Source organism: Mesoflavibacter sp. SCSIO 43206 (assembly GCF_019904215.1).
GTDB lineage: Bacteria > Bacteroidota > Bacteroidia > Flavobacteriales > Flavobacteriaceae > Mesoflavibacter > Mesoflavibacter zeaxanthinifaciens.
The window spans coordinates 2,696,763-2,713,186 of record NZ_CP063201.1 but is presented as its reverse complement, the minus strand read 5'-3'; the positions used below and the strand labels follow the sequence as shown (position 1 = coordinate 2,713,186).

The following is a 16,424-nucleotide window of genomic DNA, read 5'->3' as shown; positions in this document are numbered from 1 at the left end:
TAGCTTATTTAGGATTTAGTACAACAAAAGGAATAATCATTTCTTCTAAAGATACACCACCATGTTGATAAGTGTTTCTATAATGACTAACATAATGGTTGTAATTATTAGGATATGCAAAAAACAAATCGCTTTTAGCAAAAATGAAAGAGCTACTCATCGTAATAGAAGGTAAGTGTATTGTTTTTGGGTCTTTTGCAACTAAAACATCTTTTTCTTCATAGCTTAAGCTTCGTCCTGTTTTGTAACGTAGGTTTAAGCTGGTGTCACGATCACCAATTACTTTTGAAGGATGTTTAACATTTATAGTACCATGATCTGTTGTAATGATTAATTTAAAACCAAGTTGTTGGGCTTGTTGAATCATCTCTAATAAAGGTGAGTTTTTAAACCAACTTTGGGTTAAGGATCTATATGCCTTATCATTAGAAGCCAGTTCTTTAACAACCTCCATATCTGTCTTTGCATGAGATAGCATATCTACAAAATTATAAACAACAACAGTTAAATCGTTATCTTTAAGACCTTTAAAATTGTCTGCTAATTGTTTGCCGCTTTTAAGGTTTGTAATTTTATAAAACTCATGTTTTAAGTGTGTTAAGCCTAATCTTTTGATTTGGGCTTCTAAAAAATCTGCTTCATATAGGTTTTTTCCACCTTCATCTGTATCATTCTTCCAAAGATTTGGATGAAGTTTTTCCATATCGGCTGGCATTAGCCCAGAGAAAATAGCATTTCTAGCATATTGTGTAGCGGTTGGTAAAATGCTATAAAACGCTTCTTCATTTTCTTTTTTATAATGATTAGCTACAGTTGGCTCAAAAGCTTTCCATTGGTCATACCTTAAATTATCTACTACAATAAGTAATGTAGGTTGCTCTTTACTAAGTTCTGGAGCAATTTTTTCTCTAAAAAGTGTATGAGATAGTATAGGAGCGTCTGTGTTAGGTTTAAACCAAGTAGGGTAATTTTTATCTATAAACTTACCAAATTGTATGTTGGCTTCGTTTTTTTGAGATTCTAGGATTTCAAACATACTTGGGTCTTCGATATTTTCTAGTTGAATTTCCCAATAAATCAGTTTTTGATATAACGAAACCCAATCTTCATAACTATTAACCATAGCAAGATCCATTGCTATTTTTCTAAATTCTTGTTGGTAATTTGAAGTTGTTTTTTCGCTAACCAATCTTGAATGATCAAGATTTTTCTTTAGACTTAGTAGTATTTGATTAGGATTTACAGGCTTTATTAAATAATCGGCTATTTTATTACCAATAGCTTCTTCCATAATATATTCTTCTTCACTTTTGGTAATCATTACAACAGGAATGGTATCTTTTATTTCTTTAATTTCATTTAAAGTCTCGAGTCCTGTAAGTCCTGGCATATTTTCATCTAAAAAAACAATGTCAAAATTCTTTTCATTTAAAATTTCTAATGCTTCTGTACCGCTATTACAAGTTGTAACATTGTAGTTTTTTTGTTCTAAAAATATGATGTGTGGTTTAAGTAAATCAATTTCGTCGTCTACCCAAAGAATATTTATATTGTTCATGTATATTTGTTATCTAATTATAATGTAAAGATTTAGTTTGAGAAAAATAAACAAACTTAAAATATTAAACGATCCAATTTACGGATTTATTACTATACCAAACTCGACAATTTTTGATTTAATAGAGCATAAATATTTTCAAAGGTTGCGACGTATTTCGCAAATGGGTTTGTCATATTTGGTATATCCTGGTGCGCACCATACAAGATTTCATCATGCTATTGGCTGTATGCATTTAATGCAAAAAGCTGTGCAAGTGCTTCGCTTTAAAGGTGTTAAAATCTCTAAAGAAGAAGAGGAAGCGCTTTACATAGCTATTTTGTTACATGATATTGGTCATGGTCCATTTTCTCATGCAATGGAACATAGTATAGTAAATGGAGTGTCTCATGAAGAAATCTCTGTGCTTTTTATGCAAAAGTTAAACGAAGAATTTAACGGCGATTTAACACTAGCAATAAAGATTTTTAAAGGCGATTATCACCGTAAGTTTATGCTTCAGCTAATTTCTAGTCAAATAGATATGGACCGTGCAGACTATTTAAAACGAGATAGTTTTTACACAGGTGTTTCTGAAGGAAATATAAATAGCGAACGTATAATAACAATGCTTAATGTAAAAGATGATGAGCTGGTTATTGAACATAAAGGTATTTATAGTGTAGAAAAATTTTTAGTAGCAAGGCGTCTTATGTATTGGCAAGTCTATTTACATAAAACAAGTTTAGTAGCAGAACAGCTTGTAATAAGAGTTTTAAAAAGAGCAAAAGAACTAAGTAGGCAAGGCGTAAAATTAGAAGCTAGTAAACCATTACAGTTTTTCTTAAAAAATGAAATAACATTAAACGAATTTGATGATAATTGCTTAGATACTTTTGCAAAATTAGATGATTATGATATCATTTCTGCAATGAAATCTTGGCAGCATCATGAAGATTTTGTGTTGAGTAATCTGTGTGAAATGATAATTGATAGACAACTACTTAAAGTTAAAATAAAGAAAAAACCAATAAAAGAAGACATCTTATTTACTCACTTAAAGTCTTTAATGGATAAATATAATATTACAGAGGATGAAGCGAAGTATTTTGTGTTTAAAGGGGAAATAAGTAATCAGGCATATACAAGAAGTAAGCAGAATATAAAGATTCTTTATAAGTCTGGAAAAGTTGATGATGTAGTCAAAGCTTCTGACCAATTAAATTTAAAAGCGCTATCAAAAAAGGTAACAAAACATTATATATGTTATCCAAAGCAGAAACTTTAATTCATTTTTTCTATTTTTGCCAATAATGAAATTTACAGCAGAACAAATAGCTGGTATTTTAGAAGGTGTCGTAGAGGGAAATCCTCAAGTAGAAGTTTCTAAATTATCAAAAATAGAAGAAGGGGAAGAAGGTGCATTAACCTTTTTAGCAAACCCTAAATACACACATTATATATATTCTACAAAAGCATCAATTGCTATTGTAAACAATACATTTATACCAGAACAAGACCTTAATTGTACACTAATAAAGGTAGAAGACGCTTATAAAGCATTTTCTAAATTATTAGAATACTACAATCAAGTAAAGCTTAATAAATCAGGAATAGAGCAACCTTCTTATATTTCAGATAATGTAAAGCAAGGAGATAATATTTACATAGGTGCATTTACTTATATAGGTAATAATGTTACCTTAGGTAATAACGTAAAAATTTTTCCTAGTAGTTACATAGGAGACAATGTAACTATAGGAGACGATACGGTTGTTTTTTCTGGAGCAAAAGTATATTCAGAATCGATAATAGGTAAAAACTGTGTGATTAATTCTGGAGCCATAATTGGCGCAGATGGTTTTGGTTTTGCGCCTGATGAAAACGGAGAATATTCTAAAGTACCGCAAATAGGTAACGTTATTTTAGAAGATTTTGTAGACATAGGAGCAGCAACAACAATAGATAGAGCTACTTTAGGATCTACAATCATAAGAAGAGGCGTAAAGTTAGATAACCAAATACAAATAGCTCATAACGTTGAAATAGGTAAAAACACTGTAATAGCAGCCCAAACAGGTGTTGCTGGTTCTACTAAAATTGGCGAAAATTGCCAAATTGGTGGTCAAGTAGGTATTGTAGGACATATTACTATTGGTAATAATGTGAAAATACAAGCACAATCTGGTATAGGCAGAAATGTAAAAGACAATGAAGTATTACAAGGTTCACCAGCACTATCTTACGGTGATTTTAATAAATCTTATGTATATTTTAAAAACTTACCAAAAATAGTTAAAACTGTAAACGACTTAGAAAAAAACAATAATGGCAATAATTAATACAGACGTCAAACAAAAAACCATTAAAAGTGAAATATCTCTTACAGGTGTTGGTTTACACACAGGTAAAGATGTAACATTAACCTTTAAGCCAGCGCCAGAAAATGCTGGTTTTGCTTTTAAACGTATAGACTTAGAAGGCGCTCCAGTAATTGAAGCAGACGCTAACTATGTTACTAATACACAGCGCGGTACTTGCTTAGAAAAAAATGGGGTAACAATACAGACATGTGAGCATGTTTTAGCGGCATTAGTAGGAATGGGTATTGATAATGCTTTATTAGAATTAGATAATTCTGAACCACCAATAATGGACGGTTCGTCTAAGTTTTTTGTAGAAGCTATAGAAAAAGCTGGTATTGTAGAACAAGAAGCAACAAGAGAAGTATTTGAAGTTACAGACGTTATTTCTTATACAGATGAAGAAACTGGTAGCGAAATTTTAGTTATGCCAGCTTCAGATTACAAGGTTACAACAATGGTAGATTTTGGAACTAAAGTTTTAGGAACTCAAAATGCTACTTTAGATAAAATGGCAGATTTTAAAGATCATATTTCTTGTTCAAGGACTTTTAGTTTTTTACACGAATTAGAATCTTTATTAGAACACGGTTTAATTAAAGGTGGCGATCTAAACAATGCAATTGTTTATGTAGATAAAGAAATATCACCTAACACTATAGAAAAACTTAAAATAGCATTTAACAAAGATACTATAGCAGTTAAACCAAATGGTATTTTAGATAACTTAACCTTACATCATCCAAATGAAGCAGCCAGACATAAATTGTTAGATGTTATAGGAGATTTAGCTTTAATAGGAACACATATAAAAGGGAAAGTTATAGCTAATAAACCAGGACATTTTGTAAATACACAATTTGCAAAAAAAATGTCTAAATTAATTAAAAACGAAAGACGTAACAATGTTCCAAAAGTTGATTTAAATCAAACACCTTTAATGGATGTTAATCAAATTATGGATATGTTACCACATAGACAGCCATTCTTATTATTAGATAAAGTTTTTGAACTTACAGATCAATATGTAATAGGAGCAAAAAATGTAACCATGAATGAAGACTTTTTTAGAGGTCACTTTCCTGGTGCACCAGTAATGCCTGGTGTTTTAATAGTAGAAGCTATGGCGCAAACCGGTGGTATTTTAGTATTAAGTACCGTGCCAGATCCTGAAAATTATTTAACATTTTTCATGAAAATGGATAACGTTAAATTCAAACAAAAAGTAATGCCAGGTGATACTTTAATCTTCAAATGCGAATTAATCACACCAATACGTCGTGGTATTTGTCATATGCAAGGTTACGCTTATGCAAACGGTAAATTATGTGCAGAAGCCGAATTAATGGCTCAAATAACTAAAGTTAAAAACGACTAAAAAATGAATCAACCATTAGCATACGTTCATCCTGGAGCGAAAATTGCAAAAAATGTAGTTATAGAACCATTTGCTACTATCCATAATAATGTTACAATTGGAGAAGGCACATGGATAGGTAGTAACGTAACCATCATGGAAGGTGCTAGAATAGGAAAAAATTGTAACATTTTTCCTGGTGCAGTTATTTCTGCAGTACCTCAAGATTTAAAATATAACGACGAAGATACATTAACTATTATAGGTGATAATGTAACTATTAGAGAATGTGTAACCATAAATAGAGGTACAACAGATAAAATGAAAACTGTTGTTGGTGATAATTGTTTAATTATGGCGTATTGCCACATAGCACACGACTGTACTGTTGGTAACAACTGTATATTCTCTAATAATAGCACCTTAGCAGGACATATAACCATTGGTGATTATGTTGTTTTAGCAGGTATGACGGCAGTACACCAATTCTGTTCAATTGGTAATCATGCTTTTGTAACAGGTGGATCTTTAGTACGTAAAGATGTTCCGCCTTTTGTTAAAGCAGCAAGAGAACCTTTATCTTACGTAGGTATAAATTCTGTTGGTTTAAGACGACGTGGATTTACAACCGAAAAAATTAGAGAAATTCAAGATATTTTCAGAATTCTTTATCAAAAAAATTATAATAACTCTCAAGCAGCTGCAATAATTGAAGCTGAAATGGAAGCAACTCCAGAACGAGACGAAATCCTTCAATTTATCAAAAATTCTCATCGTGGAATTATGAAAGGATATTTTACATCAAATTAAAAATTCAAATTAAAAGTAAATAATGGCAACAACATCAGATATTAGAAACGGTTTATGTATTAGATATAACAATGATATATATAAAATCATTGAGTTTTTACATGTAAAACCAGGAAAAGGTCCTGCTTTTGTTAGAACAAAATTAAAAAGTGTAACTAACGGTAAAGTAATAGATAATACCTTTTCAGCAGGACATAAATTAGAAGATGTTCGTGTAGAGACTCATAAATTTCAGTATTTATATAATGATGGTGAGTTTTATCATTTTATGAATGAAGCAGATTATACTCAAATTAGATTATTAGAAGCTGCTTTAGATAGACCAGATTTATTAAAAGAAGGAGAAGTGGTAACTATTCAGATAAACTCTGAAGATAATATGCCACTTTCTGTAGATATGCCTGCTACAGTAATTTTAGAAGTAACAGCTACAGAACCTGGAGTTAAAGGTAATACAGCAACAAATGCTACAAAACCTGCAACTGTTGAAACTGGTGCAACTGTTAATGTGCCTTTATTTATTAATGAAGGTGATAAAATTAAGGTTGAAACAGAAAAAGGAACTTATAAAGAAAGAGTTAAAGAATAATTTAACTCTTTTGTTTTTTTAAAATGAAATTCCCAAAACCTCATACACTTCAGCAAATATCGCAACTAATTAGTTGCAAGTTTGTTGGCGATGAAAACTTTGAAGTTTTAGGCATGAATGAAATTCATGTTGTAGAACCTGGAGATATCGTATTTGTAGATCATCCAAAATATTACGACAAAGCTTTAAATAGCGCAGCAACAATAATACTTATTAATAAAGAAGTAGATTGTCCAGAAGGAAAAGCTTTATTAATTAGTGATGATCCTTTTAGAGATTTCAATAAGCTAACTAATCATTTTAAACCATTTACACCTTCAAGTTCTGCAATTTCAGATACTGCTAAAATTGGAAAAAACACCATAATTCAACCAAATTGTTTTATAGGAAATAACGTGACTATTGGTGATAATTGTGTCATTCATTCTAATGTAAGTATTTACGATGATACAATTATTGGTAATAATGTGACTATTCATGCAGGCTGTGTATTAGGAGCAAGTGCTTTTTACTATAAAAATAGACCAGAGGGTTTTGATCAATTAAAATCTGGTGGACGCGTTATCATTAAAGATAATGTAGATATTGGTGCTATGTGTAGCATCGATCGTGGTGTTACTGGAGATACAACTATTGGTGAAGGATCTAAACTAGATAACCAAATTCAAGTTGGTCATGATACTGTAATTGGTAAAAAATGCTTAATAGCTTCTCAAACAGGCATAGCAGGTTGTTGTATTATTGAAGATGAAGTCACGCTTTGGGGACAAGTTGGTACAACTAGTGGTATAACTATTGGTAAAAAAGCCAATGTATTAGGTCAAACAGGAGTAACAAAATCTATTGCAGGCGGAAAATCGTATTTTGGTACGCCAATAGAAGAATCTAGAGAGAAACTGAAAGATTTAGCGTATGTCAAAAAAATTCCTGAAATTTTAAAACAACTAAAAGAAAAGTAATGACAGCAAAAGAGGTTGTAAAATCATTTTATAGTTTAGACTTAGCTAAAGATAACGAAGCTATAAAGTTTATTCATAAGGATTGCTTATTACATTGGAATAGTAGTAAAGGCTACATGTGTTCTGATTATAAAATGATTAAAGAGCGAATAGAAACCTTAAAAAAAGCATTTCATTCGTTTAATTACAAGCTTAGTCATTTGTTAGAGGATAATAATACAGTAACTGCAAGATATACCATTTATGTAACTTCAATTGAAAAACCTGAAGACGAAGAACCTTTAGCGCATTTTATTTCAATTTGGGAAGTTAAAAATGGACAACTTTATAGAGGACATGAAATAAGTCAGCTAGCAGACGAAAATTCTCAAAATTTAAACTCATTTTCTGAAATTAAAGTTTAAAAATACTTTAGTAATAGCAATCAAAAACTTATTTTTGTTACACGAAATATAAAAACATTTAAAAATTCTTAATAATACAAAACATGAGCGTTTTAGTAAACAAAGATTCAAAAATAATAGTTCAAGGTTTTACAGGTAGCGAAGGTACTTTCCACGCTGGTCAAATGATAGAATACGGTACTAACGTTGTTGGTGGTGTAACACCAGGTAAAGGTGGTCAATCTCACTTAGATAGACCTGTATTTAACACAGTATCAGAAGCTGTAGAAAAAGTAGGAGCAGACACTTCAATAATATTTGTTCCACCAGCATTTGCAGCAGATGCTATTATGGAATCGGCAGACGCTGGTATTAAAGTAATTATTTGTATTACAGAAGGAATTCCTGTAGCAGACATGATTAAAGCTGCAGATTATATTAAAGGTAAAGACTGTCGTTTAGTCGGTCCTAACTGTCCAGGTGTAATTACACCAGGTGAAGCAAAAGTTGGTATCATGCCAGGTTTTGTTTTCAAACAAGGAAAAGTAGGTATTGTTTCTAAATCAGGAACATTAACTTACGAAGCAGCAGACCAAGTTGTAAAACAAGGTTTAGGTATTACTACTGCAATTGGTATTGGTGGTGATCCAATTATCGGTACTACAACTAAAGAAGCTGTAGAATTATTAATTAATGATCCTGAAACCGAGTGTGTTGTTATGATTGGTGAAATTGGTGGGCAATTAGAAGCAGACGCAGCTAATTGGTACAAAGCTTCAGGAAGTAAAAAACCAATTGTCGGATTTATAGCAGGTGAAACTGCGCCAGCTGGTCGTACAATGGGACACGCAGGAGCAATTGTTGGTGGATCTGATGATACAGCTCAAGCTAAAAAAGCTATTATGAGAGATTGCGGAATCCACGTGGTAGATTCTCCAGCAGAAATAGGTAAAAAAGTAGCTGAAGTAATGGGATAAGCCCAATAACATAAACTATTTTAAGCCTCATAATTTTATGACAATTATGAGGCTTTTTCTTATCAATAACATTCTAAATAACTATATTTGAAATACTAATTGAAAACAGAATTATAAATGAAACTTTTAGAAAATAAAACAGCTATTATTACAGGTGCTTCAAGAGGAATAGGAAAAGGAATAGCACAAGTCTTTGCTCAAAACGGAGCAAATATAGCATTTACATATAGCTCTTCTGTTGAAGCAGCAAATGAATTAGAAGAAGAGCTAAACGCTTTAGGTGTTAAAGCTAAAGGATATCAAAGTAACGCTGCTAGTTTTGAAGAAGCTCAAAAATTAGCAGAAGATGTGTTAGCTGAATTTGGTAGCATTGATGTGTTAGTAAATAATGCCGGTATTACTAAAGATAACTTGTTAATGCGTATGGGCGAAGAAGATTTTGATAAAGTAATCGAAGTAAATCTTAAATCTGTATTTAACATGACAAAAGCTGTACAACGCACTATGCTTAAACAACGTAAAGGATCTATTATCAATATGAGTTCTGTTGTTGGTGTTAAAGGTAATGCAGGACAAACTAACTATGCAGCAAGTAAAGCTGGTATTATTGGTTTTTCTAAATCTGTAGCTTTAGAGTTAGGTTCTAGAAACATTAGAAGTAACGTAATTGCTCCTGGTTTTATCGAAACTGAAATGACAGGAAAATTAGACGAAAAAACTGTGCAAGGTTGGCGTGATGCTATACCATTAAAACGTGGTGGTACGCCAGAAGATATTGCAAATGCTTGTGTATTTTTAGCTAGTGATATGTCTGCTTACGTAACAGGACAAACGATTAACGTTGATGGCGGAATGTTAACGTAAATTTTTATCCTAGGTTTTTTTTGAAATACTATTTATCTATAACAAAATAGTACTTCATATATTAAAAGATGTCTACACAAGATATATTATTAATCATATTAGCAGGAATTATAGCGCTACTTTTAGCGCTTTTCCAGTATAAATACAAAACAAAAAGCGCATTAAAAGACAATGCGCTTTTTGTTTTTTTAAGGTTTTTCGCCTTTTTTTCTGTGTTTTTGCTTTTAATTAATCCTAAATTTGAGCAAAATTCTACATATACAGAAAAACCTAATTTAGTTATTGTAGCTGATAATTCAGCATCTATTTCTCATTTAAAACAAAATGAAAAAGAACTTGAATTTATAAGTCAACTAAAAGAAAATCAAAAGATTAATGATAAGTTTAATGTTGAATATTTTACTTTTGGAAATCAATTAAACACATCAGATAGTTTAAATTTTAAAGACCAACAAACTAACCTAAATAAAGTATTTAGAGATTTATCCGAGATTTATAAAAACTCAACAGCGCCAACGCTATTAATTTCTGATGGAAATCAAACTATTGGTAGCGATTATCAATTCTCTGCTAATAACTATAAACAACCGATTTATCCAATCATACTTGGTGATACTATTACGTATTCCGATTTAAAAATTAGTCAGTTAAACGTTAATAAATATGCGTATTTAAAAAATAGATTTCCAGTTGAAGCTATTATTGTTTATAACGGAAATGAAACAGTAACCAAAAACTTTACTATTACACAAAATGGTAAAGCGGTATATTCAAAGACAATTACATTTTCAAAAGACAAATCATCACAAATAATTAATACTACTTTACCAGCATCTTCTGTTGGTGTTAAAAGTTATCAAGCTCAAATAGTTCCAATTTCAACTGAAAAAAATAAGATTAATAATTATAAAAATTTTGCTGTAGAAGTTATCGATCAAAAGACAAAAGTTGCAGTTGTTAGCACTGTTTTGCACCCAGATTTAGGTGCTATTAAAAAAAGTATTGAAAGTAATGAACAGCGCGAAGTTTCATTTTTAAAACCAAATGAAATTTTAAATCAACCCAATGATTTTCAGTTAATTATAATATATCAACCAAACAATTCATTTAAACAATTATTTGAAGCTTTAGAAGATCAAAATAAAAATAAATGGGTGATTTCTGGAGTAAAAACAGATTGGAGATTCTTAAATTCGGTATCCAAAAATTATAACTTAGAAATCACATCTCAAACTGAAGATTATCAAGCTAACCTTAATCAAAATTATAACAATTTTATTGTAGATGATATCGATTTTGAAAGCTTTCCTCCATTAAAATCCAATTTTGGCACACCAAATTTTTCTGTGCCCTACCAATCTATTTTAAATAAAACCGTTTCTGGTATTCCAACAAACGAGCCTCTTTTAGCAACTTTTGAAATTAACGGAAGAAGAGAAGCTGTACTTTTTGGAGAAAACCTTTGGAAATGGCGCTCTCAAAACTATTTAAACGATCAGTCGTTTGAAGCGTTTGATGCTTTTATTGGTAAAATGGTGCAGTATTTAGCTTCAAAACAACGTAAAAATAGGTTGATAGTCGATTATAATTCATTTTATAACGGTAGTGATAAAATTGTTATCAGCGCACAATATTTCAATAAAAACTACGAATTTGATGCAACTGAAAACTTAAATATTTCACTTAATAAAAAGGACACTAATCAAAAAATATCAAGACCATTAATACTAAAAAACAACAGTTATCAAGTTAATTTAAATGGTTTAGACGCTGGAGATTACAGTTTTACAGTTAGTTCTACTACAGATAAATTATCATCGTCAGGTAATTTTAAAATTATACCATTTAATGTAGAACAACAATTTTTAAACGCTAATGTAACAAAGTTACAACAAGTTGCTACTAATAGTAAAGGTCAAGCTTATTTTATTGATAACACTTCTACTTTGGCAGATAGTTTATTATCAGATAATCGTTATCAGCCAATTCTTAAAACCAATAAAAGAGTTGTACCTTTGATAGACTGGTATTATCTACTATTTTTTATAGCATTATGCTTAGCTTTAGAATGGTTTATCAGGAAATATAAAGGATTAATTTAAAATAAAAATTACAATGGAAAGATTACCAAAAATTGCATTCCCTTTTATAATTGCGGGAGTTATATTTATAATTATCATAGCTAAATCTGCTGTCACCATAGATGCCGGTCATGCTGCAGTTTTATATGAAACTTTAGGAGATGGAGTAGACTCTAATAAAGCACCTTTAGGTCCAGGTTTTCATATAATTGCTCCATGGAATAGAGTTATAGATTACGAAACACGCCAGCAAGAAATTCCAGAAAAAATGTCTGTATTATCATCTAATGGATTAGATATAAAATTAGATGCATCGGTGCTATACGAACCAGATGTTAAAAACTTAGGGAAATTGCATAATGAGAAAGGAGAAAATTATTTAAGCAGAGTTTTACAACCTGCTATAAGAAGTGCTGCAAGAAGTGTAGTAGGTCGTTATACTCCAGAACAATTATATTCTACTAAGAGAGATGCTATTCAAGAAGAAATTTTTGAAGAAACTAGAAAAATTGTAGAAAGTCAATACATTCAACTTAATAATGTTTTGATTAGAGATGTTACGTTACCACCTACAATTAAAGAAGCTATAGAAAGAAAACTTAGACAAGAACAAGAATCTTTAGAGTATGAATTTAGATTGGTTACTGCTGAAAAAGAAGCTCAAAAACAACGTATTGAGGCGCAAGGTAAAGCTGATGCAAACCGAATCTTAAGTGCATCCTTAACTGATAAAATTCTACAAGATAAAGGTATTGAAGCAACTAATAAATTAGCGGAATCACCTAATAGCAAGGTAGTTATCATTGGTTCAGGAGATAGCGGAATGCCTATTATTTTAGGTAATCAATAATGATTAAATTAATTTTAACATTTCAAAATTTGGAATTTTAATTATTAATTTACAATCTTTGTACAGAACAATACAAGACATGACTTTTATTCAATTACATCATCATCATTTTCATACTTGCACTCAAGCGAGCTGAAAATGTATTGAATAAAACCAAGATATTTTTAAAACCGTTTGAGTAAATCAAGCGGTTTTTTTATTATCAAAACTTCACCAAGATTTACTCAAACACTTTTAACTAAAAAGAAAAATGAGTAAACTAAAAATTGCAATTCAAAAATCAGGACGATTAAATGAGGATTCTATGAAAATCCTTAAAGATGTTGGTATTTCCATCGATAATGGTAAAGATCAACTCAAGGCATCAGCTAAAAATTTCCCATTAGAAGTCTTTTATTTACGTAACGGAGACATTCCTCAATATTTAAAAGATGGTGTTGTAGACGTTGCTATTATTGGCGAAAATGTTTTGGTAGAAAAAGGACAAGACATCACTATTGCAGAGAAATTAGGATTTTCTAGCTGTAAAGTGTCTGTCGCGATTCCAAAAGGAAAAAGCTATAATTCTATTAAAGATTTAGAAGGAAAACGTATCGCGACGTCGTATCCAAACACAGTCAACCAATTCTTAAAAGACAACAACGTTAACGCCAATTTACACATCATTAACGGTTCTGTAGAAATTGCGCCAAACATTGGATTAGCAGATGCTATTGTAGATATTGTTTCTAGCGGAAGCACTTTGTTTAAAAACAACCTTAAAGAAGTTGAAGTTATTTTAAAATCGGAAGCTGTTTTAGCAGTTTCACCTCAAATTTCAACTGAAAATCAAGCGGTTTTAAACAAGTTACAGTTTAGATTGCAATCAGTTTTAAAAGCAAGAAACTCACGCTACGTGTTACTAAATGCACCAAATAACAAGGTTGACGACATTATAAATATTTTACCAGGAATGAAAAGTCCAACGGTTTTACCGCTAGCTGAAGAAGGTTGGAGTTCATTACATTCCGTAATTGATAAAAACGATTTCTGGGAAATTATAGACGAATTAAAAGCCAATGGAGCAGAAGGTATATTAGTTTGTCCAATAGAAAATATGGTGCTCTAAATTCCTGAGCAATCAGGAATCTAATATTTAAATTTAATGTCTGGCTGAGCGCAGTCGAAGCCTAATTAACGAGAAGAAATGAAAACAATAAAATACCCAAATAAAAACACGTGGTCAGAACTTTTAAAACGACCAACACAAACTATTAACGATATAGAAAGTACGGTAAATCAAATTTTTGAAGACATACAACGCAACGGTGATGCTGCAGTTTCAAAATATACAAAGTTATTTGATGGAGCAGACTTACAATCTAATCTCGTGACTACACAAGAGATCAAAGAAGCATCTTCAAAATTATCTACAGAATTAAAAGCTGCAATTAACCAAGCGAAGTCAAATATTGAAGTCTTTCACAAAGCACAAAAAACAGAAAAGGTAAGCGTAGAAACGTCTGTTGGAATTACTTGTTGGCAAGAAAAACGTGCCATACAAAAAGTTGGGATTTATATTCCTGCTGGTACAGCGCCATTATTTTCAACGGTTTTAATGTTGGCAATTCCTGCAAATATCGCTGGTTGTAAAGAAGTTGTGTTATGTTCGCCACCAAATAAAGACGGTAAAATTGCTAACGAAATTTTATACGCAGCTCAACTTTGTGGTGTAACTAAAATTATAAAAGTTGGTGGTATTCAAGCGATTGCAGGATTAACGTTTGGAACAGAAACAATTCCTCAAGTTTATAAAATCTTTGGTCCAGGAAACCAATTTGTAACCGTCGCAAAGCAATTAGCAACTAAATATGGTGTTGCTATCGATATGCCTGCAGGACCAAGTGAATTGTTGGTTGTGGCAGACGATAGTGCAAATGCAAGTTATGTGGCTTCAGATTTATTAAGTCAAGCAGAACACGGAACTGATAGTCAAGTCATTTTGGTATCAACGTCTGAGAATTTTATTAATGAAGTTGAAGCTGAAATTAATATGCAAATCAAAGCATTACCAAGACAAAACATTGCACAACAAGCTATCAATAATTCAAAATCTATTTTAGTGAAAACTGATGAAGAAGCATTAGATTTAATTAATGATTACGGTCCAGAACACTTTATTGTAGCGACTAAAAACAACGATTTTTATGTTGATGGCATTCAAAATGCAGGTTCTGTATTTATTGGTAATTACACACCTGAAAGCGCTGGCGATTATGCGTCTGGCACCAATCACACCTTGCCAACCAATGGATTTAGCAAAGCGTATTCAGGCGTAAATTTAGACAGTTTCACAAAAGCGATTACGTTTCAAAACATCACAAAAGAAGGTTTAAAAAACATAGGAAACACCATAGAACTAATGGCTGAAGCTGAAGGTTTACAAGCGCACAAAAACGCAGTTTCGATTAGATTAAAAGACTTAACGAATTAATGTCATTCAGAGCTGTCACATTGAGCGCAGTCGAAATGAAAGCGAAGAATCTAAAGATTATAATATGAAACGAAATTTCAACATAAATAACTTAGTCAGACCAAACATAGCTGCCTTAAAACCGTATTCTTCGGCGAGAGATGAGTTTAAAGACGCAACATCAAACCAAATGATTTTCTTAGATGCTAATGAAAATCCGTTTGAAAATGGTGTAAATCGTTATCCAGATCCGCAACAAAAGGATGTAAAATCGATGTTGTCAAGCATAAAAAATATTCCAACCGAGAATATCCTGTTAGGTAACGGAAGTGATGAAATGTTAGACTTAATTTTTAGAGCCTTTTGCGAGCCAAACAAAGATAATATTATCACATTACCACCAACTTACGGTATGTACGACGTATTAGCAAGTACAAATGCTGTAGACATTTTAAGGGTTGAATTGGATACTGATTTTCAACCTAAAGTTGACGATATTCTTAACACTCAAAACGACAATACAAAACTGTTATTTTTATGTTCGCCAAACAACCCAACAGCGAATAGTTTTGAAGTTTCAAAAATTCAAAAATTATTAACTGATTTCAATGGAATTGTAGTCATTGATGAAGCATATATCGATTTTTCAGAAGACGAAAGTTGGATATCGAGATTATCAGATTTTCCAAATTTAATAGTCACACAAACGCTATCTAAAGCTTACGGAATGGCAGGAATTAGACTAGGAATTTGCTTCGCTTCAACCGAAATTATTTCAATTTTAAATAAAATAAAACCACCATATAACGTCAATCATTTAACTCAGCAAAAGGCAATCCAACGTTTAGAAAAGCAACAAGAGGTTCAAAACGAAATTCAGAATATAATTTCAGAAAGAAGCTTGTTAATTAAAGCATTAGGGTCGATTACTTGGATTGATACTATATATCCAACACAAGCTAATTTTGTGTTAGTAAAGGTAGATAAAGCGACAAAACGATACAATCAGTTAGTTGAAAAAGGCATCGTTGTTCGCAACCGAACCAATCAGCCACTTTGTGAAAACTGTTTGCGTTTTACGGTTGGTACAAGTGAAGAAAATGAGAAATTGATTGCAGTATTAAAAAATATATAAACGTCACATCGAGTGATTTCGAAGAATGAGAAATTGTATCGAGATGCTAAAGTTCTCGATACGATTT

The 16,424-nt window shown here is 31.5% G+C and carries 15 protein-coding genes; 14 read left to right on the top strand and 1 reads right to left on the bottom strand.

Going from position 1 to position 16,424, the window contains the following annotated elements; all coding sequences use genetic code 11:
• Window positions 1-4: 4 nt before the first annotated feature.
• Complete coding sequence (locus INR78_RS12475) at window positions 5-1,558, bottom strand: response regulator (RefSeq protein ID WP_027878965.1); 1,554 nt, start codon at window positions 1,556-1,558, stop codon at window positions 5-7.
• 37 nt (window positions 1,559-1,595) lie between these two features.
• Between INR78_RS12475 and INR78_RS12470 the strand changes: the two genes are divergently transcribed.
• From INR78_RS12470 to hisC, 14 genes are all read left to right on the top strand, one after another.
• Window positions 1,596-2,825: an HD domain-containing protein gene (locus tag INR78_RS12470; protein WP_223076776.1), complete on the top strand. Its 1,230-nt coding sequence runs from the start codon at window positions 1,596-1,598 to the stop codon at window positions 2,823-2,825.
• A gap of 25 nt (window positions 2,826-2,850) precedes the next feature.
• A complete protein-coding gene (gene lpxD, locus INR78_RS12465; protein ID WP_223076775.1) occupies window positions 2,851-3,879 on the top strand; it encodes a UDP-3-O-(3-hydroxymyristoyl)glucosamine N-acyltransferase in 1,029 nt (342 codons plus the stop codon).
• On the top strand, window positions 3,866-5,278 hold the full coding sequence (locus INR78_RS12460) for a bifunctional UDP-3-O-[3-hydroxymyristoyl] N-acetylglucosamine deacetylase/3-hydroxyacyl-ACP dehydratase (RefSeq protein WP_223076774.1): 1,413 nt from the start codon (window positions 3,866-3,868) through the stop codon (window positions 5,276-5,278). The genes lpxD and INR78_RS12460 overlap by 14 nt, the downstream gene beginning before the upstream one ends.
• A gap of 3 nt (window positions 5,279-5,281) precedes the next feature.
• A complete protein-coding gene (gene lpxA, locus INR78_RS12455; protein ID WP_027878969.1) occupies window positions 5,282-6,067 on the top strand; it encodes an acyl-ACP--UDP-N-acetylglucosamine O-acyltransferase in 786 nt (261 codons plus the stop codon).
• 22 nt (window positions 6,068-6,089) lie between these two features.
• Window positions 6,090-6,656, top strand: a complete 567-nt coding sequence (efp, locus tag INR78_RS12450) for an elongation factor P (protein ID WP_223076773.1) — start codon at window positions 6,090-6,092, stop codon at window positions 6,654-6,656.
• Window positions 6,657-6,679: 23 nt separating this feature from the next.
• Entirely contained in the window at window positions 6,680-7,615 is a 936-nt protein-coding gene (locus tag INR78_RS12445; protein ID WP_223076772.1) for a UDP-3-O-(3-hydroxymyristoyl)glucosamine N-acyltransferase, read from the top strand.
• On the top strand, window positions 7,615-8,019 hold the full coding sequence (locus INR78_RS12440; protein WP_223076771.1) for a nuclear transport factor 2 family protein: 405 nt from the start codon (window positions 7,615-7,617) through the stop codon (window positions 8,017-8,019). Before INR78_RS12445 ends, INR78_RS12440 begins: the two co-directional genes overlap by 1 nt.
• Window positions 8,020-8,102: 83 nt before the next feature.
• On the top strand, window positions 8,103-8,975 hold the full coding sequence (gene sucD / locus INR78_RS12435) for a succinate--CoA ligase subunit alpha (protein ID WP_106677801.1): 873 nt from the start codon (window positions 8,103-8,105) through the stop codon (window positions 8,973-8,975).
• 117 nt (window positions 8,976-9,092) lie between these two features.
• Window positions 9,093-9,839, top strand: coding sequence for a 3-oxoacyl-[acyl-carrier-protein] reductase (gene fabG, locus INR78_RS12430; RefSeq protein ID WP_027878974.1), 747 nt, complete (start codon window positions 9,093-9,095; stop codon window positions 9,837-9,839).
• 68 nt (window positions 9,840-9,907) lie between these two features.
• Window positions 9,908-11,941: a VWA domain-containing protein gene (locus INR78_RS12425; protein ID WP_223076770.1), complete on the top strand. Its 2,034-nt coding sequence runs from the start codon at window positions 9,908-9,910 to the stop codon at window positions 11,939-11,941.
• Window positions 11,942-11,954: 13 nt separating this feature from the next.
• The gene (locus INR78_RS12420) at window positions 11,955-12,770 is read left to right on the top strand and encodes a prohibitin family protein (RefSeq protein WP_223076769.1); all 816 of its coding nucleotides are present in this window, start codon (window positions 11,955-11,957) and stop codon (window positions 12,768-12,770) included.
• A 250-nt stretch (window positions 12,771-13,020) separates the two neighbouring features.
• Complete coding sequence (gene hisG, locus INR78_RS12415) at window positions 13,021-13,878, top strand: ATP phosphoribosyltransferase (RefSeq protein WP_223076768.1); 858 nt, start codon at window positions 13,021-13,023, stop codon at window positions 13,876-13,878.
• Window positions 13,879-13,956: 78 nt separating this feature from the next.
• The gene (gene hisD / locus INR78_RS12410; protein ID WP_223076767.1) at window positions 13,957-15,243 is read left to right on the top strand and encodes a histidinol dehydrogenase; all 1,287 of its coding nucleotides are present in this window, start codon (window positions 13,957-13,959) and stop codon (window positions 15,241-15,243) included.
• A 64-nt stretch (window positions 15,244-15,307) separates the two neighbouring features.
• Window positions 15,308-16,357, top strand: a complete 1,050-nt coding sequence (hisC, locus tag INR78_RS12405; protein WP_223076766.1) for a histidinol-phosphate transaminase — start codon at window positions 15,308-15,310, stop codon at window positions 16,355-16,357.
• Window positions 16,358-16,424 lie beyond the last annotated feature (67 nt).

Bases quoted from the DNA above. Each gene is read 5' to 3' on its own strand.
- INR78_RS12445 (WP_223076772.1), top strand. From the start codon at position 6,680: ATGAAATTCCCAAAACCTCATACACTTCAGCAAATATCGCAACTAATT.
- INR78_RS12420 (WP_223076769.1), top strand. From the start codon at position 11,955: ATGGAAAGATTACCAAAAATTGCATTCCCTTTTATAATTGCGGGAGTT.
- lpxD (WP_223076775.1), top strand. From the start codon at position 2,851: ATGAAATTTACAGCAGAACAAATAGCTGGTATTTTAGAAGGTGTCGTA.
- hisC (WP_223076766.1), top strand. From the start codon at position 15,308: ATGAAACGAAATTTCAACATAAATAACTTAGTCAGACCAAACATAGCT.
- fabG (WP_027878974.1), top strand. From the start codon at position 9,093: ATGAAACTTTTAGAAAATAAAACAGCTATTATTACAGGTGCTTCAAGA.
- hisG (WP_223076768.1), top strand. From the start codon at position 13,021: ATGAGTAAACTAAAAATTGCAATTCAAAAATCAGGACGATTAAATGAG.
- sucD (WP_106677801.1), top strand. From the start codon at position 8,103: ATGAGCGTTTTAGTAAACAAAGATTCAAAAATAATAGTTCAAGGTTTT.
- lpxA (WP_027878969.1), top strand. From the start codon at position 5,282: ATGAATCAACCATTAGCATACGTTCATCCTGGAGCGAAAATTGCAAAA.
- INR78_RS12475 (WP_027878965.1), bottom strand. From the start codon at position 1,558: ATGAACAATATAAATATTCTTTGGGTAGACGACGAAATTGATTTACTT.
- INR78_RS12425 (WP_223076770.1), top strand. From the start codon at position 9,908: ATGTCTACACAAGATATATTATTAATCATATTAGCAGGAATTATAGCG.
- INR78_RS12460 (WP_223076774.1), top strand. From the start codon at position 3,866: ATGGCAATAATTAATACAGACGTCAAACAAAAAACCATTAAAAGTGAA.
- hisD (WP_223076767.1), top strand. From the start codon at position 13,957: ATGAAAACAATAAAATACCCAAATAAAAACACGTGGTCAGAACTTTTA.
- INR78_RS12440 (WP_223076771.1), top strand. From the start codon at position 7,615: ATGACAGCAAAAGAGGTTGTAAAATCATTTTATAGTTTAGACTTAGCT.
- efp (WP_223076773.1), top strand. From the start codon at position 6,090: ATGGCAACAACATCAGATATTAGAAACGGTTTATGTATTAGATATAAC.